Origin of the sequence: Methylorubrum populi (genome assembly GCA_036946625.1) — a bacterium.
In the GTDB taxonomy this organism is placed as follows: domain Bacteria; phylum Pseudomonadota; class Alphaproteobacteria; order Rhizobiales; family Beijerinckiaceae; genus Methylobacterium; species Methylobacterium populi_C.
The window spans coordinates 280,225-304,141 of the sequence record JAQIIU010000002.1 but is presented as its reverse complement, the minus strand read 5'-3'; the positions used below and the strand labels follow the sequence as shown (position 1 = coordinate 304,141).

General features: G+C 71.4%; 16 protein-coding genes. 11 read left to right on the top strand and 5 right to left on the bottom strand.

What is annotated here, in order from left to right; all coding sequences use genetic code 11:
- Nucleotides 1-9: 9 nt before the first annotated feature.
- The 5 genes from nudC (at nt 10) to PGN25_03040 (ending at nt 5,620) form a co-directional block, all read left to right on the top strand.
- Nucleotides 10-951 (top strand): NAD(+) diphosphatase, encoded by a 942-nt coding sequence (nudC, locus tag PGN25_03060; protein MEH3116604.1) that lies wholly within the window; start codon nt 10-12, stop codon nt 949-951.
- A gap of 165 nt (nt 952-1,116) precedes the next feature.
- Nucleotides 1,117-1,959 carry a tryptophan synthase subunit alpha gene (gene trpA / locus PGN25_03055; protein MEH3116603.1) on the top strand — a complete coding sequence of 281 codons (843 nt, stop codon included), beginning with the start codon at nt 1,117-1,119 and terminating at the stop codon, nt 1,957-1,959.
- Nucleotides 1,960-2,084: 125 nt separating this feature from the next.
- The gene (gene accD, locus PGN25_03050; GenBank protein MEH3116602.1) at nt 2,085-3,008 is read left to right on the top strand and encodes an acetyl-CoA carboxylase, carboxyltransferase subunit beta; all 924 of its coding nucleotides are present in this window, start codon (nt 2,085-2,087) and stop codon (nt 3,006-3,008) included.
- A 32-nt stretch (nt 3,009-3,040) separates the two neighbouring features.
- Nucleotides 3,041-4,366, top strand: a complete 1,326-nt coding sequence (locus PGN25_03045) for a bifunctional folylpolyglutamate synthase/dihydrofolate synthase (GenBank protein MEH3116601.1) — start codon at nt 3,041-3,043, stop codon at nt 4,364-4,366.
- A gap of 366 nt (nt 4,367-4,732) precedes the next feature.
- Nucleotides 4,733-5,620 (top strand): porin family protein, encoded by an 888-nt coding sequence (locus tag PGN25_03040; protein ID MEH3116600.1) that lies wholly within the window; start codon nt 4,733-4,735, stop codon nt 5,618-5,620.
- Between the two features lie 363 nt (nt 5,621-5,983).
- Here the strand turns inward: PGN25_03040 and trxA are convergent, their stop codons facing one another.
- On the bottom strand, nt 5,984-6,304 hold the full coding sequence (gene trxA / locus PGN25_03035; GenBank protein ID MEH3116599.1) for a thioredoxin: 321 nt from the start codon (nt 6,302-6,304) through the stop codon (nt 5,984-5,986).
- A gap of 319 nt (nt 6,305-6,623) precedes the next feature.
- Between trxA and PGN25_03030 the strand changes: the two genes are divergently transcribed.
- Nucleotides 6,624-7,910, top strand: coding sequence for a PQQ-dependent sugar dehydrogenase (locus tag PGN25_03030; protein ID MEH3116598.1), 1,287 nt, complete (start codon nt 6,624-6,626; stop codon nt 7,908-7,910).
- 303 nt (nt 7,911-8,213) lie between these two features.
- Here PGN25_03030 and addA read toward each other — a convergent pair whose 3' ends face one another.
- On the bottom strand, nt 8,214-11,663 hold the full coding sequence (gene addA, locus PGN25_03025; GenBank protein MEH3116597.1) for a double-strand break repair helicase AddA: 3,450 nt from the start codon (nt 11,661-11,663) through the stop codon (nt 8,214-8,216).
- A complete protein-coding gene (gene addB, locus PGN25_03020; protein MEH3116596.1) occupies nt 11,660-14,812 on the bottom strand; it encodes a double-strand break repair protein AddB in 3,153 nt (1,050 codons plus the stop codon). The genes addA and addB overlap by 4 nt, the downstream gene beginning before the upstream one ends.
- Nucleotides 14,813-15,237: 425 nt before the next feature.
- Here addB and PGN25_03015 point away from each other — a divergent pair, with 425 nt between their 5' ends.
- Both PGN25_03015 and cls read left to right on the top strand, forming a co-directional pair.
- A complete protein-coding gene (locus PGN25_03015) occupies nt 15,238-16,203 on the top strand; it encodes a Hint domain-containing protein (GenBank protein ID MEH3116595.1) in 966 nt (321 codons plus the stop codon).
- 141 nt (nt 16,204-16,344) lie between these two features.
- Nucleotides 16,345-17,781 (top strand): cardiolipin synthase, encoded by a 1,437-nt coding sequence (gene cls, locus PGN25_03010; protein MEH3116594.1) that lies wholly within the window; start codon nt 16,345-16,347, stop codon nt 17,779-17,781.
- Here cls and PGN25_03005 read toward each other — a convergent pair.
- Together PGN25_03005 and PGN25_03000 are read right to left on the bottom strand one after the other, a co-directional pair.
- Nucleotides 17,675-18,448, bottom strand: a complete 774-nt coding sequence (locus PGN25_03005; protein MEH3116593.1) for an endonuclease/exonuclease/phosphatase family protein — start codon at nt 18,446-18,448, stop codon at nt 17,675-17,677. The two genes, cls and PGN25_03005, sit on opposite strands and share 107 nt — an antisense overlap.
- A 77-nt stretch (nt 18,449-18,525) precedes the next feature.
- Nucleotides 18,526-19,338 carry an enoyl-CoA hydratase gene (locus tag PGN25_03000; GenBank protein ID MEH3116592.1) on the bottom strand — a complete coding sequence of 271 codons (813 nt, stop codon included), beginning with the start codon at nt 19,336-19,338 and terminating at the stop codon, nt 18,526-18,528.
- A gap of 291 nt (nt 19,339-19,629) precedes the next feature.
- Here PGN25_03000 and PGN25_02995 point away from each other — a divergent pair, with 291 nt between their 5' ends.
- The 3 genes from PGN25_02995 to ahcY all read left to right on the top strand — a co-directional run bounded on the left by PGN25_02995 (nt 19,630) and on the right by ahcY (nt 23,526).
- Nucleotides 19,630-20,241 carry a nitroreductase family protein gene (locus tag PGN25_02995; GenBank protein MEH3116591.1) on the top strand — a complete coding sequence of 204 codons (612 nt, stop codon included), beginning with the start codon at nt 19,630-19,632 and terminating at the stop codon, nt 20,239-20,241.
- A 73-nt stretch (nt 20,242-20,314) separates the two neighbouring features.
- The gene (locus PGN25_02990; protein MEH3116590.1) at nt 20,315-21,931 is read left to right on the top strand and encodes an AMP-binding protein; all 1,617 of its coding nucleotides are present in this window, start codon (nt 20,315-20,317) and stop codon (nt 21,929-21,931) included.
- A 188-nt stretch (nt 21,932-22,119) separates the two neighbouring features.
- The gene (gene ahcY / locus PGN25_02985) at nt 22,120-23,526 is read left to right on the top strand and encodes an adenosylhomocysteinase (GenBank protein MEH3116589.1); all 1,407 of its coding nucleotides are present in this window, start codon (nt 22,120-22,122) and stop codon (nt 23,524-23,526) included.
- The last annotated feature ends 391 nt before the right edge of the window (nt 23,527-23,917 follow it).

Here is a 23,917-nt window from a genome sequence, read left to right as displayed (position 1 = left end):
GCTTGCCCCGTGACGCGCCCGCCAGCCCCGACCGGACGCGATGCGCTCGCCTACGTCGCGAGCCGCCTCGTGCGCCATTCCGCCGAGCTCGGCCCCGCGCCCTCCCTCGCCGAGGCCGGGCCGGAGGCCGGCCTCGTCCTGATCGCGGGCGGGGCGGTGATCCTGCGCGCCGAACCGGAGCCGGGTCCGGCGACGGCCCTGCTCGAACCGGAGGAGGGCGCGCGGGCGGGCGCGCCCACGGTCGAGGTCTTCCTCGGCCGGGTCGACGGGCGGCCGGTCTTCGCCGGTGCCGTTCCGAACGAGGCGGCGGCCTGCTTTCCCGCACCCGGCTACCGCGCCCTGGACCTGCGCACGCTGGCCGCGGAGGGCGCGGTCGCGCGCGAGGAGCAGGGGCTGCTCGCCACCGCCAAGTCGCTGCTCGCCTGGCACGCGCGCCATCGCTTCTGCGCCCATTGCGGCCAGCCGACCGCCATCGCCGCCGGCGGCTTCCGCCGGGAATGCGGTGCTTGCGGCCAGCACCACTTCCCGCGCACCGACCCGGTGGCGATCATGCTGGTGCGCCGGGGCGGCGCCTGCCTGCTCGGCCGCGGCCGGCACTTCAGGCCGGGGATGTATTCCTGCCTCGCCGGCTTCATCGAGCCCGGCGAAACCGTCGAGGACGCGGTGCGCCGCGAGACCCGGGAGGAGACCGGCGTCGCGGTCGGTGCCGTCGCCTACCACGCCTCGCAGCCCTGGCCGTTCCCGGCCTCGCTGATGATCGGCTGCGTGGCCGAAGCGCTCTCGGACGCGATCACGACCGATCCCGACGAGTTGGAGGACGCCCGCTGGTTCACCCGGGACGCGGTGGCGCGGATGATCGCCGGCACCCATGCCGAGGGCCTCACCGTTCCGCCGGCCACGGCCATCGCCCACCTGCTGCTGCGCGACTGGGTGGACGACGCCTTCGGCTGACGCGCGCGGAGCCCGGCCGACACCCCGCGCTTCACGCGGGCCGGCGGATGGTGTAGGCGCGCGCCCTGGCCGGGAAGCCGGGCGCCGCTGCGCGGCCCCGTCGCCCTGTCCCGGGAATCCACCGCCCGGGTCATCGGGCCGGAAGTGCCGCCGGGAGCGAGAACCATGACCGCCCGCATCGATGCCGCCTTCGCCCGCTGTCGCGCGGAAGGGCGGGCCGCGCTCGTCACCTACGTCATGGCGGGCGATCCCGATCCGGAAACCTCGCTGAAGGTGCTGGAAGCCCTGCCGAAGGCCGGGGCCGACATCGTCGAGTTCGGCCTGCCGTTCACCGATCCCATGGCCGACGGGCCGGCGATCCAGGCCGCGGGCCTGCGGGCGCTGAAAGCCGGCCAGGACCTGCGCGGCACCCTCGCCCTGGTCCGACGCTTCCGCGGGAACGACGCGGACACGCCCGTGGTGCTGATGGGCTACTACAACCCGATCCATACCTACGGCGTCCCCCGCTTCCTGGAGGACGCGCAGGCCGCCGGGATCGACGGGCTGATCGTCGTCGACCTGCCGCCGGAGGAGGACGGGGAACTCTGCCTGCCGGCGCTCGAAAAGGGCCTCGCCTTCATCCGGCTCGCCACCCCGACCACCGACGAGGCCCGCCTGCCGGCGGTGCTCGCGAACACGGCGGGCTTCGTCTACTACGTGTCGATCACCGGCGTGACCGGCACCGCGACCCCCGATTTCGGCCGGGTGTCGCAGGCGGTCGCCCGGATCGGGGCGCATACGGACCTGCCCGTGGTCGTCGGCTTCGGCGTGAAGACCGGCGCGCACGCCGCCGAGATCGCCCGCGGCGCCGACGGCGTGGTGGTGGGCTCGGCGCTGGTCGAGGCGCTGGCCCGCAGCCTGGAGGCCGGGGACCGGGCGGCAGGCGGCACGGTGGAGGCGGTGGCCGCCCTGGTGCGCGAACTGGCCGAGGGCGTGCGCGGCGTCGCCGGGGCGCCCGTAAAAGCCTGATCGTTTTTGAACCCCGCCGCAACCGGCCACCCGGGCGCTCTTCTCGAAGATCCCTTCGAAGATCCCTTGGCATCGCGGCGGCGTCGGTCCGATATCAGCGCGGCGAGACAGGGGAGTCTGACGCCATGGTCGAGGCGATGAACTGGATCTCGGAGGTCGTGCGCCCCAGGATCAAGACGCTGTTCAAGCGCGAGACGCCGGAAAACCTCTGGGTCAAGTGCCCCGACACCGGCCAGATGGTCTTCCATAAGGAAGTCGAGCAGAACCACTGGGTCATTCCCGGCTCCGAGCACCACCTCAAGATGGGTGCGGCGGCGCGCCTGCGGATGATGTTCGACGAGGGCACCTGGATCGACGTGCCCCTGCCCGAGGTGCCGGCCGATCCGCTCAAGTTCCGCGACGAGAAGCGCTACGTCGACCGCCTCAAGGAGGCGCGGGCCAAGACCGGCATGGCGGACGCGTTCAAGATCGGCTTCGGCCGGGTCGGCGGCCTGCCGACGACGATCGCCGCCCAGGAGTTCGGCTTCATGGCCGGCTCCCTCGGCATGGCCGGCGGCGAGGCCTTCGTCCGCGGCGCCGAGACCGCCCTGGAGAAGCGCACCCCCTACGTGCTGTTCGCCGCCTCCGGCGGAGCGCGGATGCAGGAGGGCATCCTCTCGCTGATGCAGATGCCGCGCACCACGGTCGCCGTGCGCCGCCTCAACGCCGCGCGGCTGCCCTACATCGTGGTGCTGACCAACCCGACCACGGGCGGCGTCACCGCCTCCTACGCCATGCTCGGCGACGTGCATCTGGCCGAGCCCGGCGCGCTGATCTGCTTCGCCGGCCCCCGCGTCATCGAGCAGACGATCCGCGAGAAACTGCCCGACGGCTTCCAGCGGGCGGAGTACCTGCGCGAGCACGGCATGGTCGATCAGGTCGTGCACCGGCATCGGCTCAAGGAGACGATCAGCCGTCTCTGCGGCCTGCTGATGGATGTGCGCCACGCGCCCGAGACCGGGACGCCACCCGCCCCGCCCGCCCCCGAGCCGCTGCCCGACGCGGCCTGATTCGAATCGGCGATAGAAGGTCTCCGCGCGAGATGGAATCCTCCGACGCGCTGATGGCGCGCTTCCTGGCCCTGCATCCGCGCACGATCGACCTGTCGCTCGGGCGCATCGAGCGCCTGCTCGGCCGCCTCAACCATCCCGAGCGGCGCCTGCCGCCGGTGATTCACGTCGCCGGCACCAACGGCAAGGGCTCGACCATCGCCTTCATGCGGGCGATCCTCGAAGCCGGAGGCTTGGCCGCCCACGTCTACACCTCGCCCCATCTCGTGCGCTTCCACGAGCGCATCCGGCTCGGTGCCATCGGCGGGGGCCACTACGTCGCCGAGGATCGGCTCGCCGACGCCTTCGCCCGGTGCGAGGCGGCCAACAAGGGCGATCCGATCACCGTGTTCGAGATCACCACCGCCGCGGCGCTGCTGCTGTTTTCCGAGAGCCCCGCCGACGTGCTGCTGCTGGAAGTCGGCCTCGGCGGACGGGTCGACGCCACCAACGTGATCGACCATCCGGCCTGCGCCGTCGTCACCCCGATCGGCCGCGACCATGCCGAGTATCTCGGCGACACCGTCGAGGCGGTGGCGCGGGAGAAGGCCGGCATCTTCAAGCGCGGCTGTCCGGCGGTGATCGCCGCGCAGGACTATGCGGGAGCCGATGCGGTCCTCTGCCGTGAGGCGGAGCGGGTCGGCGCGGTGCCGCTGCGGGTCGGCAACCAGGACTTTTCCGTCCACGAGGAGAGCGGGCGGCTGGTCTATCAGGACGAGACCGACCTGTTCGACCTGCCGCGCCCCCGGCTCACCGGGCGCCACCAGTTCGCCAATGCGGGCACCGCCATCGCGGCTCTGCGCGCGTCGGGCTTCGGCGACCTCGGTACGGCGGCCTTCGAGGCGGGCCTGCGCAACGTCGACTGGCCGGGCCGGCTCCAGCGCCTCGTGCGCGGGGCGCTCGCCGAGCGGATGCCGAAGGATGCCGAATTGTGGCTCGACGGCGGCCACAACGCCGATGGCGGGCGCATCCTCGCCGCCGCCATGGCCGATCTCGGCGAGCGCAGCGACGCGCCGCTGATCCTGATCGCCGGCCTGCTCGGCACCAAGGATGCGGAAGGCTTCCTGAAGAACTTCGTCGGGCTGGCCCGCTCGCTGATCGCGGTGCCGATCACCGGACAGATGGCGGCGCGGCCCGCCGAGGAGGTGGCGGGCATCGCCCGCGCGGTCGGTCTCTCGGCCGAAATCGCCCCGAGCGTCGAGGCGGCGGTGTCAGCCCTGTCCGACACGATCTTCGAGCGTCCGCCCCGGGTGCTGATCTGCGGCTCGCTCTATCTCGCCGGCGCCGTGCTCGAAGCCAACGGCACGATTCCGGTCTGAGCCTTTTTCCATGGAACGCCCGCCGCGCCGGACGGCCCGAGGCTCAATCGCGGGACATTCCATCGATTGCGCCGAACCCGCCATGGATCCGGGCGGGCACCGGATCGGCGGGTTCGATGCGGCCTGCCGGATGATCGAAGTCCGACCTCGGCCCGTCGCCGCCCGTCGACCCGGCATAGCGCCGAGACGGGCGGCCCCACCTCACCAATCGCTTCCGGAAAAGTCCGATTCCGATGTTGCATCGGGCGGCTTGGCCCCCGGCCTCCGGGCCGATTGTCGCGCAACAGGTGTGTCCTGCCCGCTACATCTCAGGGAGAGGAAATGGTCTAGCTTGCGGGCGATCGGGTTTCTGCTGGGGATCAACAGATGAAAAAGCTTCTGACATCGCTCGCCGCCTTCACGGCGCTGACCGCCGCGGCCTCCGCCGCCGACCTGCCGCGCCGCGCCGCGCCGCCGGTCTTCACCCCCGTTCCGGTGTTCACCTGGACCGGTTTCTACGCCGGTTTCAACGCCGGTTACGGCTTCGGCGTGCAGGAAGATTCTCTGCCGCCGGTCGTCGGCGTGAACGCCGCCACGGGCCTCGTGCCGGCCGGCACCACCGCGGTCATCGCCTTCGGCGGCAACAACCGCAACGACGGCTTCGTCGGCGGTGGCCAGATCGGCTACAACTATCAGTTCACCCCGGGCTCCGGCGTCGTCGTCGGCATCGAGGCTGACGCCCAGTACGTCGATTTCGGCCGCGACCGGAACCGGTTCTCGGTCGTCAACAGCGTGGCGGGCATCAACGGCGTCGCCGCTCAGCAGGTGTTCAACCCGAACGGCCTGTCCAGCCTCGACTTCTTCGGCACCGTCCGCGGCCGCATCGGCTACGCCTTCGACCGCGTCCTGTTCTACGGCACCGGCGGCTTCGCCTACGGCGCCGGCGGCGGCCGTCAGTTCGGCCTGCCGAACAGCTCGACCGACGACTTCCGCACCGGCTACACCGCCGGCGGCGGCGTCGAGTACGCTCTCCCGACCGACTCGTTCCTGAACTTCTTCCGCTCCTCGGCGGTGACGCTGAAGGTCGAAGGCCTGTACGTGAATCTCGATCGCGGCGGCGGTGCCCTCAACGGCGCCTTCGCGGTGAACAATGCCGGCACGGTCATCACCACGACCTCCCCGGGCGTGGTCGTCGCCTCGGGCGCCCTGCGCCGCAACGACACCGAGTTCGCCGTCGTGCGCGCCGGCCTGAACTACAAGTTCGGCAGCTACTAAGCCGAATCGTCCAAAACAAAGGGTCTCGAAACCAGGAAGCCCGGCCGCAAGGCCGGGCTTCTTGCGTTTCATACGACACCGGTTGATGACTTCGGCCTCTCCTGTGTCATCGCGAGGCGAAGCCGTGGCGATGACGGAGGGTGGCAAAACCCGAAGCGATCAATCGGAAACGGTATCAGAGCCTGTTCGGCTGCGGCGATCCCATCTCGCCTTGCCGTGGCCTGACGAAGACACGTCGGCCGGCCGAACAGGCTTTCAGGCTGCCGCCGGGCCGGGCAGCAGGCCCGAAACCCGATAGCGGGCATGAAAAAGCCCGGCCTCGCGGCCGGGCTGCTTCGGACGGTCGGGTCCGAAGAAGGCGGGTCAGGCGCTCGCCTGAATCCAGCGGGACAGATCGCCCTTCGGGGCGGCGCCGACCTTCTGGCTCGCGAGCTTGCCGTCCTTGAAGATCATCAGGGTCGGGATCGAGCGGATGCCGTAGGTCGAGGCGATGCCGGGATTCTCGTCGACATTGACCTTGGCGATCTTCACCTTGCCCTGCAGATCGACCGAGATCTCTTCGAGGGCCGGGCCGATCTGCCGGCAGGGGCCGCACCACTCCGCCCAGAAATCCACCACGACGGGCTCGGCGGACTGCAGAACGTCCTGCTCGAAGCTCGCATCGGTCACTTTCACGGTCGCCATCGTAGGTCCTTTCGACACGCGGTCCTCGGAGCTTGCCCCGAGCCCTTATCTGAACGCGCTCCCCGTTCACCGAACCGGTATCCACTTCGGTGGCGAGCGCTCCAAGGCACCGGGGAGCGGGGTCGGCGCCTCACGGTGAGGCGAGACTTGGCAACGCCCCCGGCTCCGGTCAAGGCATGCCTCCCGCGCCACGGGTCTGGCAGGCCGGACCCGCATGGATCCCGTCTTCTCGCCCGCTGCGGCGGCTCGACCCTCGCCGTACGCCGTCGGCGCCCCATTTGGCGGGCAGGATCGGCGACCCGGACAAGGATCAAACGACGTGACGCGCACTCTTCCCCTCCTGCTCGCCACCGTCGCGGCCCTCGGCCTCGATGCACCGGCCTTCGCGCAGCAGCCGTCCGCTCAGGAGACCCGCTCGCCGCGCATCGAGGGCGAATCCTTCCAGGCGCCGGCCGCGCCGAGCGCCGGCTCGACCCTCGCCGAGAAGGCGCCGCCGAACACCGAGTACAAGCCGCTCCTGCCCAACCAGACCCGGGCGCCCGAGCCGGCGCAGAAGACAGAGGTCGAGAAGACCGTCGCGGTGAAGGGCCTGGAGAGCCCCTGGGCGATGGAGTTCCTGCCCGACGGACGGATGATCGTGACCGAGAAGGCCGGCAGGATCCGCATCGTCGCCAAGGACGGCACGGTGGGCCAGCCGGTGGCGGGCGTGCCGAAGGTCGACGCGAAGGGGCAGGGCGGCCTGCTCGACATCGCCCTGAGCCCGGGCTTCGCCAGCGACCGCACGGTCTACTTCAGCTACAGCGAGCCGCGCGACAAGGGCAACGGCACCACGGTGGCCAAGGCCAAGCTGGTGGAGGGCGACGGCAAGGCGCGGCTCGACGACCTCAAGGTCATCTTCCGCCAGATGCCGACCTACGACGGCGACAAGCATTTCGGCTCGCGCCTCGTCTTCGCCCCCGACGGCAAGCTGTTCGTCACGGTGGGCGAGCGCTCCGACAAGCAGACCCGCGGGCAGGCGCAGGATCTGACCAGCGGGCTCGGCAAGGTCTTCCGCATCGACACCGACGGCAACGCGCCGAAGGACAACCCCTTCACCGGCGGCGAGAAGGCCAAGCCCGAGATCTGGTCCTACGGCCACCGCAACGTGCAGGCCGCGGCCCTCGACGGCCAGGGCCGGCTCTGGACCGTGGAGCACGGCCCCCGCGGCGGCGACGAGCTGAACCGCCCGCGCCCCGGCCTCAACTACGGCTGGCCGGTGGTGACCTACGGCATCGAGTATTCCGGCGAGAAGATCGGCGACGGCCAGACCCAGGCCGGCGGCACGGTGCAGCCGGTCTATTACTGGGACCCGGTGATCGGCCCCTCGGGGCTCGCGCTCTACGACAAGGCCCTGTTCCCGGCCTGGAAGGACCAGTTCCTGATCGGCGGCCTCGTCAGCCAGGGTCTGGTGGTGCTCAAGCTCGACGGCGACAAGGTGGTCACGGAGGAGCGGATTCCGCTGGAGCACCGCGTCCGCGACGTGAAGGTCGGCCCCGACGGCGCCGTCTACGCGGTGACGGAGGATGACGGCCAGATCGTCAAGCTGACGCCGAAGAAGAGCCGTTGAGGCGGCGCTCCATTTCGACCCGCCCCCTGTCCGATCGCTTCGGCTGCGCCTCGCGATGACGGACAGGGGACTCGTACCAAGCGGCGCATGACCGCCGCCCCGCGGTCGCGGGGGCAGCCGACGATGCGTGATACGACATCCGGTCGATGAGTTCGGCCTGTCCTCGCGTCCTTGCGAGGCGAAGCCGTGGCCATCCAGGGCGCGACCGTTCCGGACAGGTCGCGCCCTGGATCGCTTCGCGGCCGCTCGCGAGGACGGAGTTGTGGCGAAACCCGAAGCGATCAAGCGGAAACGATATGATCCTCATCGCCGGCCGGTATCAGTGCCCCCCTCCACCCGCCGCACCACCGGCCCCGAGGTCCAGACCAGCAGGGCGACGATGGCGTGGCCGGGCCAGATCGCCGCGGCCAGCCGCGCATAGAGCGCGACCTGCGCCGCCTCGCGCTCGGGCAGCGGGGCGCCGTCCGCGGGCGGGCGGCCGGTCTTGAAGTCGCAGAGCGTCACCCGGCCCTCCTCCACGACGAGGCGGTCGATGCGGCCGGTGACGTCGCGCTCCACGCCGTCCACCACGATCCGGCCCGAGAGCGCCACCTCGGCCCGCGCCGACGCCGAGAACAGGGGCGCGAGGTCGGGCTCACCGAGCAGCCGCAGCACGGAGCGGACCAGTTCCCTGCGCCTGCCTTCGTCCAGGGCCGGCGCCCGGGCGCGGGCGAAGCGCTCGGCGGCCTCGGCCCGGCGGGCGGGCTCGATACGCGGCAGATGTTCGAGCAGGGAATGGACCAGCGCACCCCGGCGCCGTGCCTCGGCGTCGCCCTGGCGACGCTGCGGCCGGCGTTGCCCGTCCGCCGCGCCGAGGGCGCCGGATGGGCTGAGCGGCGGCGCGGCCTCGGCCTCCGGCGCGACGGCGGAGAACAGCCAATCCGGCACCGCCTCCGGCTCGAGCGAAGCGGCCGTCTCCGCCGCGGCGGCGAGCGAGGCGGTGGAACCGTCGCGCCAGATCGTGATCGGCCCGTGATCGGTCCCGATCGCCTCGCCGGCCCCGAGCCTCCGCTCCAAACCGATGCGGACCATCTCGCACCACGAGGCCGGCGTCTCCCGGGTCGCGCCGCGATAGGGCGCGATCACGAGGTGGTCGGCCGCCCGCGTCATGGCGACGTAGAGCAGGCGGTTGTGCTCCTCGCGCGCCCGGGCCTGGAGCGCCGAGCGGGCTTCGAGCGTCGCCGCGCAATCCTGGGTGCGTCCCCCGGTCCAGACCGGCGGCAGCGGGCCGTCGGCGGCATGGTCGAGGGCGAGCAGGGGCGGGTCGTTGCGGCCGAGCGGCTCGCAGCCGTCGATGACGACGACGACCGGCGCTTCCAGGCCCTTGGCGCCGTGCACCGTCATCACCCGCACCTCGTCGCGGCCGGATTCGAGGTCGCGCTTGACCGAGAGGCCGGACTTGCCGCGGCCGGGCCGCACCACGTAGTCGGCCAGGAAGGCGTCGAGGCAGGGGGCGTCGGTGCCGTTCTCGGCATCGGCGGCCTGCGCGAGGAAGACGTCGATGGCATCGCCCGCCTCGCCGCCGAGCCGCGCCACCAGCCGGCTGCGTCCGCCCTGCGGCCCGAGCAGGGCGGCGTAGAAGCCGAACGGGCCGTTCTCCGCCGCCAGGCGCATCCAGAGCCGCAGCGCCGCCCGGCCGCGGATCGCCGCCGCGTCGCCGGCCTCGGCATGGCGGGCCAGCGCGTCCTCCAGCGTCTCGGCGAAGGGGCGGCGCGCCGCGATGCGGGTCAGGTCGTCGTCGGTGAGCCCGACCAGCGGCGCCTTCAGGGCGGTGGCGAGCGTCAGGTCGTCGGCGGGCAGGCGCCCGGCGCGGCCGACCGCGACGAGATCGAGCACGGCGATGTGGCCGGCCACCTCCAGCCGGTCCTGGCCCGCCACCGGCACGCCGAGACCTTTCAGCGCCCGGATCACCTCCTCGAACGCCGCCGAGCGCTTGCGCACGAGGATCAGCACGTCGCCCGGCCGCCGGATTCGGCCGCAGGCATCGCCCCTGGTCGTCCAGGTCTTCACCGCGCGGGCGATGCGGCGGGCGGTGACGATGGCCGGGGCGTTGGCCTCCGGCGCATCGACCGGCGCGGCCCAGGCGTCGGGCTCTTGCGTCTCCGCCGGCTCCTCGATGCCCCACAGCTCGACCGCGCCGGGCACGCCGGCGCGGGCGGAGGCGTGGACGGTGCCCGGCGCCCCGGCCTCGAAGGACAGGCCGGCGAAGTGCTCCGGCACGCCGAACACCGCATCGACCGCCGCCAGCACGTGGCTCGCGGTGCGGAAGGACAGCCGCAGGCTGACATCGGCGAAGTCGAGGCCGGCTCCTTGCGCCGCGCGGGTCCAGGCACGGCGGGTGAGCTCGAACTCGCGCGGGTCGGCGCCCTGGAAACTGTAGATCGACTGCTTCGGGTCACCCACGGCGAAGCGCGTGCGGGTGAGGCCCCGCGCCCCTGCGCCCGCCGCGAACTCGGCGGTGAGCGTGCGCAGGATCTCCCATTGCTGCGGGTTGGTGTCCTGCGCCTCGTCCACGAGGACGTGATCGACACCGCGGTCGAGCTTGTACAGGACCCAGGAGGCGCCGACCCGCGAGAGCAGGTCGAGGGTCTTGTGGATCAGGTCGTCGAAATCGAGGGCGCCGAGCCGCGTCTTCTGCGCCTCGACCCGGCGGTGGATCTCGGCGGCGAGCCGGAATAGGCCGCGGGTGCGGGCGAGCGCCCGGGCGGCGCGCAGGGCGTCGAACAGCGGGATCAGCCGGGCCTGCTCGTCGCGCAGCGCCTGCCTCACCTCCGGCGGCACCGCCTTGGTGCCGAAGGATTTTTCCGAACGCGGTTCGTCCTTGTCGGTGAAGAAGACCGAGCGGTAGGGACCGAGCGCCTTGGGCGTGCCGAGGGCGGCGTGGGCCTCCGTCAGCCCGTCCGCGAGTCTCTCGTCCGTACTCTTGCCGGTCCGCAGCCTGCCGGCGACTTCCAGCCAATCACCGAGGCTGCCACCGCCCAAAATCTCCGCCTCGACGGTCTCGACATCGGCGCCGTCCCGCAGCGCCAGCGCACCGGGCAGGCGGGCCAGCGCCGGCTCCAGGGCGCGGTGATCGGAGAACAGGGCCCGCCTGCGCATGGCGGCGCGGATCGCCTCGCGCAGGGTGTCGCCGGAGGCTTCCGCGCCGACCACGGCGAGGGCGTCCGACAGGGCTTGGTTGCCGCCGAGGATCGCGTCGGCGAGCACGTTGTCGGTCTCGATCTCGAAGGCCTCGCGCGACCGGTCGTCGTCGAGCACGACGAAGCGGGCCGGAACGTTGGCCTCGAACGGGAACATGTGCAGCAGCCGCTCGCAGAGCGCATGCAGGGTCTCGATCTTGAGGCCCCCCGGCGTCTCGACGGCGCGGGCGAACAGGCGGCGGGCGAGCCGCAGGGTGTCGCGGGCGGGCCGCTCGCCGGTGAGTTCGGCGAGTTCGAGGGCGAGGGTCGCGTCGTCCAGCGTCACCCAGCGGCCGAGGCGCTGGAACACGCGGATCGACATGTTGGCGGCGGCCGCCTTGGTGAAGGTGAGGCAGAGGATGCGGCCGGGCGGCGCGCCGTCGAGGAGCAGGCGCAGCACCCGGTCGGTCAGCACCTTGGTCTTGCCCGCCCCGGCATTGGCCGAGACCCAGGCCGAGAGGCGCGGATCGGCGGCACGGCGCTGGGCGCGCCTCGTCAGGTCGTCGACGGCGAAGCCGGTCGGGGGGGCGTTCACGCGGCCTCTCCTTCGCCCGCCAGCGACCATTCGCGGACGCGGGCGAGGTGATCGTACGCGTTGTAGGCGCGCACGTATTGCGGATAGGGACGCGACAGGTAGGCCGCCTCGCCGGCCATGTAGCGGGCGACGAGACCGCGCAGGCGCTCGAGGTGCTCCTCGACGATCGCCGCCACCGCCCGCGCATCGCCCGGCGGCGCCTTCACGGGGATCGGCCGGAACGGCTCGCGCCCGCCCGAGGCGTGGACGTAGAGGAGGTCGGGCGGCGCCTCCGCCTTCAAGCCTTCGAAGGCGCCGCGCATCAGCATCGCCGCCTCCAGGGTCAGTTGCGGCGAGAAGCCGGCGAAGACCGTGCGGTTGCTCGGCGGCGCGCCGGTCTTGAAGTCGACGATGCAGAAGCCGCCGTCGGCCCGCGCCTCGATCCGGTCGGCCCGGGCCGAGAGGGTGAAGGTCTTTTTGCCGAGCGGGATGACGAGCGTGCCGGAGCGCTCTGCGTAGATCGCGCTCAGTGTCGGGCGACGCTCGAATTCCCATTCAAGGAACTCGGTCGCCATCCGACCGAAGCGGGGAGACCATTCGGCGTAGAGTTCAGGATACTCGTTTTCGATGCGCGCGAAGACGTTGGCCGCCAAATCCGCCATGCGCTCACGCGCAAGCACGGGGTCCTCGATCTGCCTTGGATAGACTTGGACGAATCGCGCGACGGCTTCGTGCACGAGACTGCCGCGCTCGGCCGCGCCCGGCACCACGGCGATCGGCTCCAGCGCCTCCAATCCCAGGATATGATGCGCAAAGATCGAGTACGGGTCGCGCACCAGCGTCTCGATCTCGGTCACGCTGAGGCGCTCCGGGAACAGCGCCGGGTCGGGCTTCGGCGCCGGCCGGGTCAGGCGCGGCGGCGGCGCCTCCCGGCCGCGGTCGAGCAAGGCGGCGAGGCCGCGCAGGCGCCGGCCGCGGGCGATCGCTCCGGCCCAGACCGCATCGCCGCCGAAGGCGCGCAGGCGCTGGAGGAAGCGCGAGGGCACGGTCGGCGAGCCCTCGCGCTTGGCCGCGCGGGTCACCACGGCGTCCTGCGTTCCGAGTCCCTGCACGAAGTCGTGGGCGGCCTGGCCGATCCGGCGCTCCGGCGGGCTCAGGCCCACCTGTCCGCGCATCGGCCGGTTGAGGAAGGCGTCCGTGGTCTGGCGCGCCGGCCAGACCGCCTCGTCGAGCCCGCCGAGCACGATCCGGTCGACGGAGAGGAGCCGCGCTTCGAGCGGCCCGAGGATGCGCAGGCGCGGATGGGCGTCCTTCTGCGCGCAGGCGACGGTGCGGTCGCGGGCGAGCGCGGTGAAGAAGGCGGCGTAGTCGGAGAAGCGGCCCGGCAGTTCCTCCAGGGCGGCGGATTCGAGATCGTCGAACAGAGCGTCGAGGGTGTCGAGCGAGGGATCGTCGATCGCCTCGTCCTCGTCCTCGTCCTCCGCTCCGCCCATCATCCGCTCGCAGGCCTGCCGGTGCCCGGCCGCCAGCGCCACGAGGTTGCCGGTCGCGGGCCGGAGATCGGTGCGGAAGTCATCCAGTGCGATCTCCAGCCGGTCGAGGATGTCTTCCGCCAGATCCCAGTCGACGGGCGTCAGGCGCTTCCTGGCGCGCGGCACCCGGTCGGTGGCGTTGCGCTGCAAGGCCACGGCGGCGCGCATCCCGTCAAAACTGTTCTTCGGGATCGGGGCGGGGCCGCGCAGGGCCCCGATCTCCAGGGCGGCGGCGGCCCGCACCACCTCGCCGCGGGCGAGCCCCAGCCGCACGAAGGGGTGGGCCAGCAGCGCGATGACCCGGGCCGGCGCCACCTCGGCGGCGAGTTCCGCCACGAGACGGGCGAAGCGCCCCCCTTGCGCGCGGGCGAGGCTCAGGCCCGCCGAATCCTCCGCGGCGATGCCCCAGCGGGCGAGTTCGGCCGAGACCCGCAGCGCCAGCCCCCGATCGGGCGTGACCAGGGCGGCGGTGGCGCCGGGCGTCTCCAAAGTCTCGCGGAGCGCCAGCGCGGCGACCAGCGCCTCCTCGCGCTCGTCCGCCGCCTCGACCACGGCGAGGCCGGCCATGCCTTCGCCCGCCAGGGCCAAGCGCTCCCGCGTGTCGAGCCGGGCCCAGGCGTCGGTGGTCTCGGCCGGACGCAGGGCGTGCGACAGGAGCCTTTCGCGGGCGACGGCCTCGGGCGGCAGGTCGCCGAGGGTCTCGACCTCCCCGCGCGCGACCGCGAGCCCCTTCGGGCCGGTCAGCGCGTGCAGGATCGCCTGCGGATGGCCGTGGGCGATGGCTTCGCGCCGAGCCTCCGCGCCGTCGATCGCCTCCCAGCCCTCCGCATCGAGATGCAGGTCGAGCCCCGGCAGCACCACGGCGCCGCGGGGCAGGCGGGCGACCGCGGCGATCAGCCGGGCGGTGGCGGGCACGGAGCCGGTGGAGCCGGCCACGATCACCGGATCGCCCGGCCGGTCGCGATCGAGCCGGTCGGCCTCGGCCAGGACGAGGCGGCGGGCGCGGGCGGTCGGGTCGGCCAGCGAGCGGGCGGCGAGGATGCCGGGCCAGTGCTCGGCGGCGATCTTCAGGAAGTCGAGGGTGAGGCGGAAGTAGCGCGAATGCTCGGCCTCGACGGCGGAGGCGATCTCGCTCCAGGGCAGGCCCTCGACGGTGAGCGCGTCCATCAGCCCTTCGAGGTCGGCGGCGAGCGCCACCGCGTCGGCGGGCGAGGAGGGGACGAGGAAGGGCACCTCGTCGTCGATCGGCAAGAGTTCGCGATCGACGGTCTCGGCCCATTTCTGAACGAGGCGGGCGAGGATCAGCCGGCGCTCCAGCGCGGGAATCGAGGGGTGCAGCAGCGCTTCCGGCGTCTCCAGCAGGGAATTGGCGGAGAGGTCGAGTTCCGCCTCGTCGGCCTCGCCCAGCGGGATCATCCGCGGCAGCAGCGCCGCCCCGCCGAGCCGTTGCGCGAGCACGGTCGAGAGCGCCCGCACCGCCCGCTGCGTCGGCAGGTAGAGGGTGACGGAAGCCAGTGCGAAGGGATCGTGGCCGACCGCGCCGACGAGGCGTCCCGAGACGAGGGCTTCCGCCAGCGTCGGCAGGAACGGCGCGCCGGGGGGAATCGTGAAGACGCGGGAAGCGGCGCTCGCGGACATGCTCGACGGCTTGGAACCTGACGCCCGGGGATCGTGCCCAACCACCAGAGGGCAAGAGGGTGAAGGCTTTCGGAAGGCGGCTGCCGAGCCGCCCACCGTTCGAGGTTTGTTCTAGCACGCCGTACGGATCCGTGGCGAGCCGTCCGTTCACGGCTGGCTCGACCGGATGCCTCTCCATTCCTCCCGAGCCGGGACCAGCGGCGCCGTACCCGCGCTCCGCGCCGGCCTGCGGACCGTGAGGTTCGGGCCGGCTCGCCGCACCAGCCCGACGCCGGCATCACGGCGACGAAAGGGTCGAATGTTGCAATTCAGCACTATCTCGCCCGGTATCCTTGCCCTTATCTTTAAGATAGACTGAATTTCGATTTCAACGCGACTTATTAATACAATAAAGTTGACGACACGCCCATCGAAAGGAAGCGACCATGGCAATCACATTCAACAATGTTGTCTATCCGGCTGGATACTTTTCTCAAGCCTCACAGAGAGCGGCGAACGGATTCCAAATAGACTCCCTGTCTCCATTTGATATAATCGTGAGTGGGTCCGTTTCAGACCCTGGCGATACAGTTTCTGTTACAATTGCGGCAGACGGAACCCCTCTCCAAACATTCACGGCCACTTCGTTCGACGACAACGAAAGTATCGTATTCACCGGCCAGGACGGGAATAGCTATATTCTCTCGAGCGTTCCCTTGAGCTTAGGTGAGATCATAATATTCAACGAAACGAATCTCGGAGACTACGCCCCGCTCTGCTTTGCGGATGGTACGGCCATCCGTATCATCCGCGACGGCATCGAGGCCGACATTCCGGTCGAAGGCCTGCGCGTCGGCGACACCGCCGTCACCGCCTCCGGCGAGCACCGCCCGATCACCTGGATCGGGCAGCGCCGCCTCGGCGGCGATCGGCAACCCGCCGCCGAGCACGCTCCCGTCCGCGTCCGCGCCGGCGCCTTCGGACACGGCCTGCCCGTCCGCGACCTCTGCCTCTCGCCCGGACATCCCGTCCTCGTCGGTGCCGATGCCGACAACGAAGGCGGCGTTCTCGTGCCCGTCATGTGCCTGATCAACGGCACGAGCATCGCCCGCACCGATCTCGCCACCGTCACCTACTGGCACGTCGAGCTCGACGTTCACGACATCCTGCTCGCGGAAGGTCTTCCGGCGGAGAGCTACATCGATCTCGGCACGCGCTCGTGGTTCACGGGGGCGGACGGCACCCTGGTCGATCCGGATTTCGTCGCGCCGGGGATGCCGGGCCGCTGCCGCCCGGTCGCCGTGGACGGCCCCATCGTCGAGGCCGAGCGGGCGCGGCTGGCCGCCGTCTTCGCCGGCACCCTGAACGCCGCCTGCGCCTGGGACGACACCGCCGCCTGGACGGCCGCCTGACCGGACATCGCTTCCGGCTCCCCCGGAGTGAAACCAGTTCGGCCGCCTTCCTCGGATCCGAGCCTTTCCCGCCTGTTCGCCGGCCCCGGCTTGGCCTATCTCCTCGGCCGTTCTCGACAGGACAGGGCGGCAGGCGGACCGGTGGAAGAAGTCCTCACCCGATGGCTCGGCACGACGGCCTCCCTGCGGACCGAGATCGTCGCGGCCATCGGCCTCGTGATCTCGCTCGGCGTCAGCGTGCACGTGCTGCTGCGCAAGCGGGTGGTGGGCGCGGCGATCGGCTGGATCGGCCTCGCCTGGCTCGCCCCGGTCTTCGGCAGCCTCCTCTACGTCACCTTCGGCATCAACCGGGTCGAGCGGCGCGCCCGGCGTCTGAAGCGGCGCCCCTCGCAGGCGATCGACGACACGCCGCAGCCCTCCGCCCACGTGCCCGAGACCTACCACGCCCTCGACCGGGCGGTGCAGGCGATCACCGGCCTGCCGACGGTGGCGGGCAACCGGATCGAGGTCTTCCGCAACGGCGACGAGGCCTATCCGGCGATGCTGGCGGCGATCGGCGAAGCGCGCCGGAGCGTCGCCCTGTCGAGCTACATCTTCCGCGACGACGCGATCGGCCGGGCGTTCTGCGCGGCATTGAAGGCGGCGCAGGATCGGGGCGCCGAGGTGCGGGTGATCCTCGACGGCATCGGCAGCGGCTATTTCTTCCCGGCGGCGTGGCGGCGCCTGCGCCGGCTCGGCGTGCCGGCCGGGCTGTTCATGCATTCCGCGCTGCCCTGGCGGATGCCGTTCCTGAACCTGCGCACCCACAAGAAGCTGCTGATCCTCGACGGCCGCACCGCCTTCACCGGCGGCGTCAACATCTCCGACGGCAACCGCGTGTCGCAGAAACCGGACTTCCCGATCCGCGACACGCATTTCCGGATCGAGGGGCCGGTGGTCGAGCACCTGACCCAGGCCTTCATCGCCGACTGGCTGTTCGTCAGCGACGAGGAACTGGAGGGGGAGGCGTGGCTGCCGCCGCTGGCGCCGGCCGGCGACGTCATCGCCCGCGTCGTCACCTCCGGGCCGGATGCCGATATCGAGAAGATCGCCACCGTGATCCTCCAGGTCATCGCCTGCGCGAGGGAATCGATCCGGCTGACGACGCCCTACTTCCTGCCCAACGACCTCGTCGTGAACGCGCTCTGCCTCGCGGCGACGCGGGGCATCGAGATCGACGTGATCATCCCCGCCAAAAGCGATCACCGCTTCGTCGACTGGGCGACGCGCGGGCATATCGACCCGCTCCTGAAGAGCGGCGTGCGGATCTGGATCGACACGCCGCCCTTCGATCATTCGAAGGCGATGGTGGTCGACGGCCAATGGTGCCTCATCGGCAGCGCGAACTGGGATTCGCGCAGCTTCCGCCTGAACTTCGAGTTGAACGTCGAGGTCTACGACACGGACCTCGCCCGGACGCTCGAGGGCTTCATCACGGGGAAGCGGCAGACCCGTCTGACGCTGGGCGACCTCGACGCCCGCTCGCTCGCGCAGCGCCTGCGCGACGCAGCCGTCCGACTGCTTCTGCCATACCTCTGAGCCGGCCGACCGCGGCGCCCCCCGGCGCCGGCGAGAGATGCACCACGATCGGGTGATGGTCCGACAGGCCGCGGGGCAGCACCGCGCGCGCGTGGCAGACGAGCCCGCGTACGAGGCAGCGGTCGAGCCGCAGCGGCAGCACGTCGACCATGGCATGGGTCGGTCGCCGCGGGCCGACATCGCGAAAGCCCGGCAGCAGGGCGGGACCGACGATGTTGTAGTCGCCGAGCACCGCCGCGCGGGCCGGCAGGTGGCCCTCGATCCGCCGGAGCTGGCGCCGGTTCAGGACCTGTCCATGCGAGAGATGGACGTTGGCGACGCCGAAATCGCCGGTATCGAGCACCTGGCAGACCCGGTCGATCAGCACACCCGGGGGGAGGGCGACGGTCTCGGGGGGCTTGCGCCAGGGCGTCGGGCTCCACATCGCCGGCCCGTGGATGCGGCCGGGCAGTTGCGCCCAGGCGTAGACGCCGCCGACCCGTTCCGTCAGCGCGGCGATGTCCCTGGTGGCCTCCTGCATCAGCAGCAGGTCGGGCCGCTCCCGCTCGATCAGCGCCACGAGGCAGTCGACCGCCGCGCCGGTGCGGCGCAGCAGGTTCCAGCTCACGATCTTCTTCGTGTTCGGGCCCGGTTCGGCGGTGACCGGAGGAGGACGTCGGAGGAGCATGCGGGTCCATTTGCCCGGCGCTCGTGTCGGCTTCGGGGCGGCGCGGGGGCAATGCGCGGGCCGCCGATCGGTTCGCCTCAACGCCCCTTGCGATGCCCCTTGCGATGAAGGAAGGCGTCGATGCCTTCTTCCGCCGCCCGCGCCAGCATGTTCCGCGTCATCACCCGGCCGGCATGGGCGTAGGCCTCGGCCAGCGGCATCTCCAACTGCTCGTAGAAGGCCCGCTTGCCGACGCGCACGGTGTCGGGGCTGCGCGCGGCGATGCCTGCGGCGAGCGCCTGCGCGGCGGCCAGCGCCCCGCCGGCCGCCGCCACGTCGTTGACGAGGCCCAGGCGCCGGGCCTCCTCGGCATCGGCCATCTCGGCGGTGAGCAGCATCCGCATCGCCGCCTTGCGCGAGAGGTTGCGCGAGAGCGCCACCATCGGCGTCGAGCAGAACAGGCCGATCTGCACGCCGGGCGTGGCGAAGCGCGCGGCCGCGCCCGCCACCGCGAGGTCGCAGGAGGCCACGAGTTGGCAGCCCGCCGCGGTCGCGACGCCCTCCACCGCCGCGATCACCGGCTGGGGCAGCGCGGGGATCGCCATCATCACGGCCGAGCACAGCGCGAACAGCGCCTCGAACTTTTCCGCGCCGCGGTCGCTCCGTGCCCGATAGCCGGTCATCTCCTTGAGGTCGTGGCCGGCGCAGAAGACCGGTCCCGCGGCCGCCAGCACGACGGCGCGCACGCTCTCGTCGCCCGACAGGTCCGCGAAGGCGCCGCGCAGGGTTTCGAGAAGATCGAAGGAGAGAGCGTTGCGGGCGCCCGGCCGATTGAGCGTCAGGGTGGCGACGCCGTCGCGATCCTCGCGCAGCAGCAGGAGATCCCGCAGGTGACGATCGGACCCGGTCATGATGCGCTCCCATGATGCGCTCCCTTGCCGCAAAGGCAGGAAACGGTAGCGAGAACGGCCGGCCAGGGACACCGGTCATGCGGTGCGAGGCCGCACGCTCGGTTGCAGCCCGAGCGCCCCGAGCACACCCGTCAGGATCGCGCGTTCGGGATGGCCACGGTCGGCTCGGATTTTGGCTTCAAGGCTACGGCCCATCGAGCCGCCCTCCGCAACGCCACCCCCTAGCCCGCTCTTGTGCACTGCCATAACGTGCGCCGCACGATCGACCGCAGAGAGTGGAGACCGCCCCCGGTGACCGACGAGACGACCCGCCCGACCACCCGCACCCCCGACCACGCCATCGACCCGATCTTCGCCGAGCGCTGGTCGCCCCGCGCCTTCACCGGGGAGGCCGTACCGGAGACCGAACTGCTGCGGATGGTCGAGGCGGCGCGCTGGTCGCCCTCGGCCTACAACTCCCAGCCCTGGCGCTTCCTCTACGCCCTGCGCGACACGGCCGAATGGCAGACCTTCTTCGACCTTCTGGTGCCGGGCAACCAGAAATGGGCCAAGGACACCGGTGCGCTGGTCATCCTCGTGTCGAACGAGCGGATGAAGGTCGGCGACGACCTGAAGCCGTCCATCAGCCACTCGCTCGATGCCGGCGCCGCCTCGCTCGCCTTCGCGCTCCAGGCCAACCGGCAGGGCTGGCACGTCCACGGCATGACCGGCTTCGACCGGGAGCGTGCGGCCGCCGTGCTCGACGTGCCCGAGCATCACCGGGTCGAGGCCGCCTACGGGGTGGGGCGCGCCACGCCCTGGGCGGAACTGGGCGAGGAGCAGAGGGCCAAGGAGCGGCCGAACGCCCGCCACCCGATCACCGATTTCGCCTTCCGCGGCGGGTTTCCGCAGCGCGAAGGCTGAGGTCGAACGGCGGAATTCGCCGGCCCCGCCGCACGCGGATGACGGGGCCGCCTCAAGGTTCGAGGACATCGCCGTGCCGGAGCCGGCCGACAGCTACGAAGCCGACCTCGCGGATTTCCGCTGGGAGATCCCGGAGCGCTACAACATCGCGGCCGACGTCTGCGACCGCTGGGCGCTCACCGAGCCCGATCGCACGGCGCTGCTGGTGCTCGGGCCGGACGACCGTCCCGAGCCGGTGAGCTACGGCCGCCTGCGGGCGGACTCGCTGCGGCTCGCCGCGGCGCTCCTCGCCCGCGGCATCGGGCCGGGCGACCGGGTGGCCCTGCTGCTGCCGCAATCGGCGGCGGCGGCGGTCACCCACTTCGCCGCCTACCGGCTCGGCGCGATCGCGCTCCCGCTCGCCGGCCTGTTCGGCGAGGCGGCCCTGCGCCACCGCCTCGTCGATTCCGGGACCCGGGCCGTCGTCACCGATGCGGCGGGTTTGGCCAAGCTGGAGCGGCTGCGCGCCGACCTGCCGGACCTCGTCACGATCCTGTCGGTCGACGGCGCCTCCGGCCCGGCGGAGGATTTCTTCGCGGTGCTCGCCTCCGAGGCGGAAGAATTCGCGACGCGGGCGACCGGGCCCGACGATCCGGCGCTGATGATCTACACCTCCGGCACCACCGGCCTCGCCAAGGGGGCGCTGCACGGCCACCGGGTGCTGCTCGGTCATCTGCCGGGCTGGACCCTGATGCACGGCTTTCCCGCGCAAGGAACCGGGCTGATGTGGACGCCGGCCGACTGGGCCTGGGCCGGCGGCCTGCTCAACGTGCTGATGCCGTCCCTGCGCCTCGGCATGCCCGTGGTGGCGCAGGGTCCGGGCCGGTTCGAGCCGGAGACGGCGTTCCGGCGGATGGCGGATCTCGGCATCACCCACGCCTTCCTGCCGCCGACCGCCCTGCGGATGCTGCGCGGAATCGCCGACCCGCGCGAAAGGTTCGATCTCTCGCGCCTGCGCAACGTCGCCTCGGCCGGCGAGGCGCTCGGAGCGGAGACCTTCGAATGGGCAAGGGAGGCGCTCGGCCTCACCATCGGCGAGGCCTACGGCCAGACCGAGTGCAACCTCGTCCTCGCCTCCTGCGGGCGGCTCGGCGCGAAGGCCGGTGCCACGGGCAGGCCGGTGCCGGGTCACCGGGTCGCGGTGCTGCGCGAGGACGGGACCGAGGCGGCCACGGACGAGACCGGCGAGATCGCCGTGCGCGCGCCCGACCCGGTGCTGTTCCTCGGCTACTGGCGCCAGCCGGAGGCGACCGAGAAAAAATTTCGCGACGGCTGGTGGATGACCGGCGACCGGGCGCGGCGCGACGCCGAGGGCTACGTCCGCTTCGTCGGCCGCGAGGACGACCTCATCACCTCGGCGGCCTACCGGATCGGCCCGGCGGAGATCGAGTCCTGCCTCTGCGCCCATCCGGCGGTGGCGCTGGCCGCCGCCGTCGGCATGCCCGACCCGCTGCGCACCGAGGTCGTGAAGGCCTTCGTCACCTTGCGTGCCGGTTTCTCGCCCTCCGAGGCGCTCGCCGCCGAGATCCTCGCCTTCGCCAAGGCCCGGCTGTCCGCCCACGAAGTGCCGCGCGCCCTCGCTTTTCGCGAAACCCTGCCGATGACGACGAGCGGCAAGATCATCCGCCGACAGTTGCGGGACGGGGGATGAAGCGGCGCCACCCCGCCGTCGCACCGCCCGGCCCAGCCTGGAATTAAACGCATAAAGACATCTTTATGTCTTGATTGCTCCCTAGCTCCGGTCCTGCTACAGGGATGGCCGACCCGGCTGGGCGAACTGGCCGATGCGCCGGGCCGGCGTGCGTTTCGGGCCGGCCGCGATCGAAGAAGGACACCGACATGGCTCAAGCCAACGATTACATCGTCCGCGACATCGGGCTGGCCGATTACGGCCGCAAGGAGATCTCGATCGCCGAGACCGAGATGCCGGGCCTGATGGCGACCCGCGCCGAGTACGGCGCGAGCCAGCCGCTCAAGGGCGCCAGGATCGCCGGCTCGCTGCACATGACGATCCAGACCGCGGTGCTGATCGAGACGCTGAAGGCGCTCGGCGCCGACATCCGCTGGGTGTCGTGCAACATCTACTCGACCCAGGACCATGCCGCCGCGGCCATCGCCGCCGCCGGCATCCCGGTCTTCGCCGTGAAGGGCGAGACGCTGGCCGAGTACTGGGACTACACCTCGAAGCTGTTCGACTGGCATGACGGCGGCATGCCGAACATGATCCTCGACGACGGCGGCGACGCCACCATGTTCGTCCATCTCGGCCTGCGCGCCGAGAACGGCGACACCGCCTTCCTCGACAAGCCGGAATCCGAGGAAGAGGAGATCTTCTTCGCGCTCCTGAAGAAGAAGCTCGCCGAGAAGCCGAAGGGCTGGTTCGCGGGGCTGGCCGACGCGATCAAGGGCGTCTCCGAAGAGACCACCACGGGCGTGCACCGCCTCTACAACCTCGCGCGCGAGGGCAAGCTGCTCTTCCCGGCGATCAACGTGAACGACTCGGTCACCAAGTCGAAGTTCGACAACCTCTACGGCTGCAAGGAGTCGCTGGTCGACGGCATCCGCCGCGGCACCGACGTGATGATGGCCGGCAAGGTCGCCATGGTCGCGGGCTTCGGCGACGTGGGCAAGGGCTCGGCCGCCAGCCTGCGCAACGCCGGCTGCCGCGTGATGGTCTCCGAGATCGACCCGATCTGCGCGCTCCAGGCGGCGATGGAGGGCTACGAGGTCGTCACCATGGAGGACGCGGCGCCGCGCGCCGACATCTTCGTGACGGCGACGGGCAACAAGGACATCATCACCATCGAGCACATGCGGGCGATGAAGGACCGCGCCATCGTGTGCAACATCGGCCACTTCGACAACGAGATCCAGGTCGCCGGCCTGAAGAACCTCAAGTGGCAGAACATCAAGCCGCAGGTCGACGAGATCGAGTTCGCCGACGGCCACCGCATCATCCTCCTGTCGGAGGGCCGCCTGGTGAATCTCGGCAACGCGACCGGCCACCCGTCCTTCGTGATGTCGGCCTCCTTCACCAACCAGACGCTCGCCCAGATCGAGCTCTGGACCAACCCCGGCAAGTACGAGAAGCAGGTCTACACCCTGCCCAAGACCCTCGACGAGAAGGTCGCGGCGCTGCATCTCGAGAAGATCGGCGTGAAGCTCTCCAAGCTGCGCCCCGATCAGGCCGCCTATATCGGCGTGCCGCAGGCCGGTCCGTTCAAGCCGGAGCACTACCGCTACTGATCCGCCTTCCCGGTCCGGCTTCCGCTTAAGGGGCCGGGCCCCGCTTCGGCGATGCCGAAGCGGGCGGAAGCCCGGCCTCCCGGCCGGGCTTTTTTCGTGCGCGGGCAGTGTTCCGGCCACGCGGCGCGCCCGCGGCCCCTGCCGCAAAACCGTTTTCCGGCGACGCACCGGCCGCGCGAAAGCCGGCTCGCGCCGACGCATCCGGGCCCGCCCGGCCCCCGGAAACGCCGTCAAGTCCCGATTCGGGAGGTGTGGCTTTTGGGTGCTGTACGGCGCCGGAATGCAGGGGCGGCGCCCTCAAGGGCACAAAGACGCTTCCAGCCGGAATCGACCCCGCGTTACAGTGGCTCGAATCTTCGAAGCAGGTGCTCGCGCGGCGGCGGCCGGCCGA

What these genes read in the sequence shown, in the direction of transcription:
- trpA (MEH3116603.1), top strand. Translation starts at nt 1,117, where the DNA reads ATGACCGCCCGCATCGATGCCGCCTTCGCCCGCTGTCGCGCGGAAGGG.
- accD (MEH3116602.1), top strand. Translation starts at nt 2,085, where the DNA reads ATGGTCGAGGCGATGAACTGGATCTCGGAGGTCGTGCGCCCCAGGATC.
- PGN25_03045 (MEH3116601.1), top strand. Translation starts at nt 3,041, where the DNA reads ATGGAATCCTCCGACGCGCTGATGGCGCGCTTCCTGGCCCTGCATCCG.
- PGN25_03040 (MEH3116600.1), top strand. Translation starts at nt 4,733, where the DNA reads ATGAAAAAGCTTCTGACATCGCTCGCCGCCTTCACGGCGCTGACCGCC.
- trxA (MEH3116599.1), bottom strand. Translation starts at nt 6,304, where the DNA reads ATGGCGACCGTGAAAGTGACCGATGCGAGCTTCGAGCAGGACGTTCTG.
- addB (MEH3116596.1), bottom strand. Translation starts at nt 14,812, where the DNA reads ATGTCCGCGAGCGCCGCTTCCCGCGTCTTCACGATTCCCCCCGGCGCG.
- PGN25_03015 (MEH3116595.1), top strand. Translation starts at nt 15,238, where the DNA reads ATGGCAATCACATTCAACAATGTTGTCTATCCGGCTGGATACTTTTCT.
- PGN25_03005 (MEH3116593.1), bottom strand. Translation starts at nt 18,448, where the DNA reads ATGCTCCTCCGACGTCCTCCTCCGGTCACCGCCGAACCGGGCCCGAAC.
- PGN25_03000 (MEH3116592.1), bottom strand. Translation starts at nt 19,338, where the DNA reads ATGACCGGGTCCGATCGTCACCTGCGGGATCTCCTGCTGCTGCGCGAG.
- ahcY (MEH3116589.1), top strand. Translation starts at nt 22,120, where the DNA reads ATGGCTCAAGCCAACGATTACATCGTCCGCGACATCGGGCTGGCCGAT.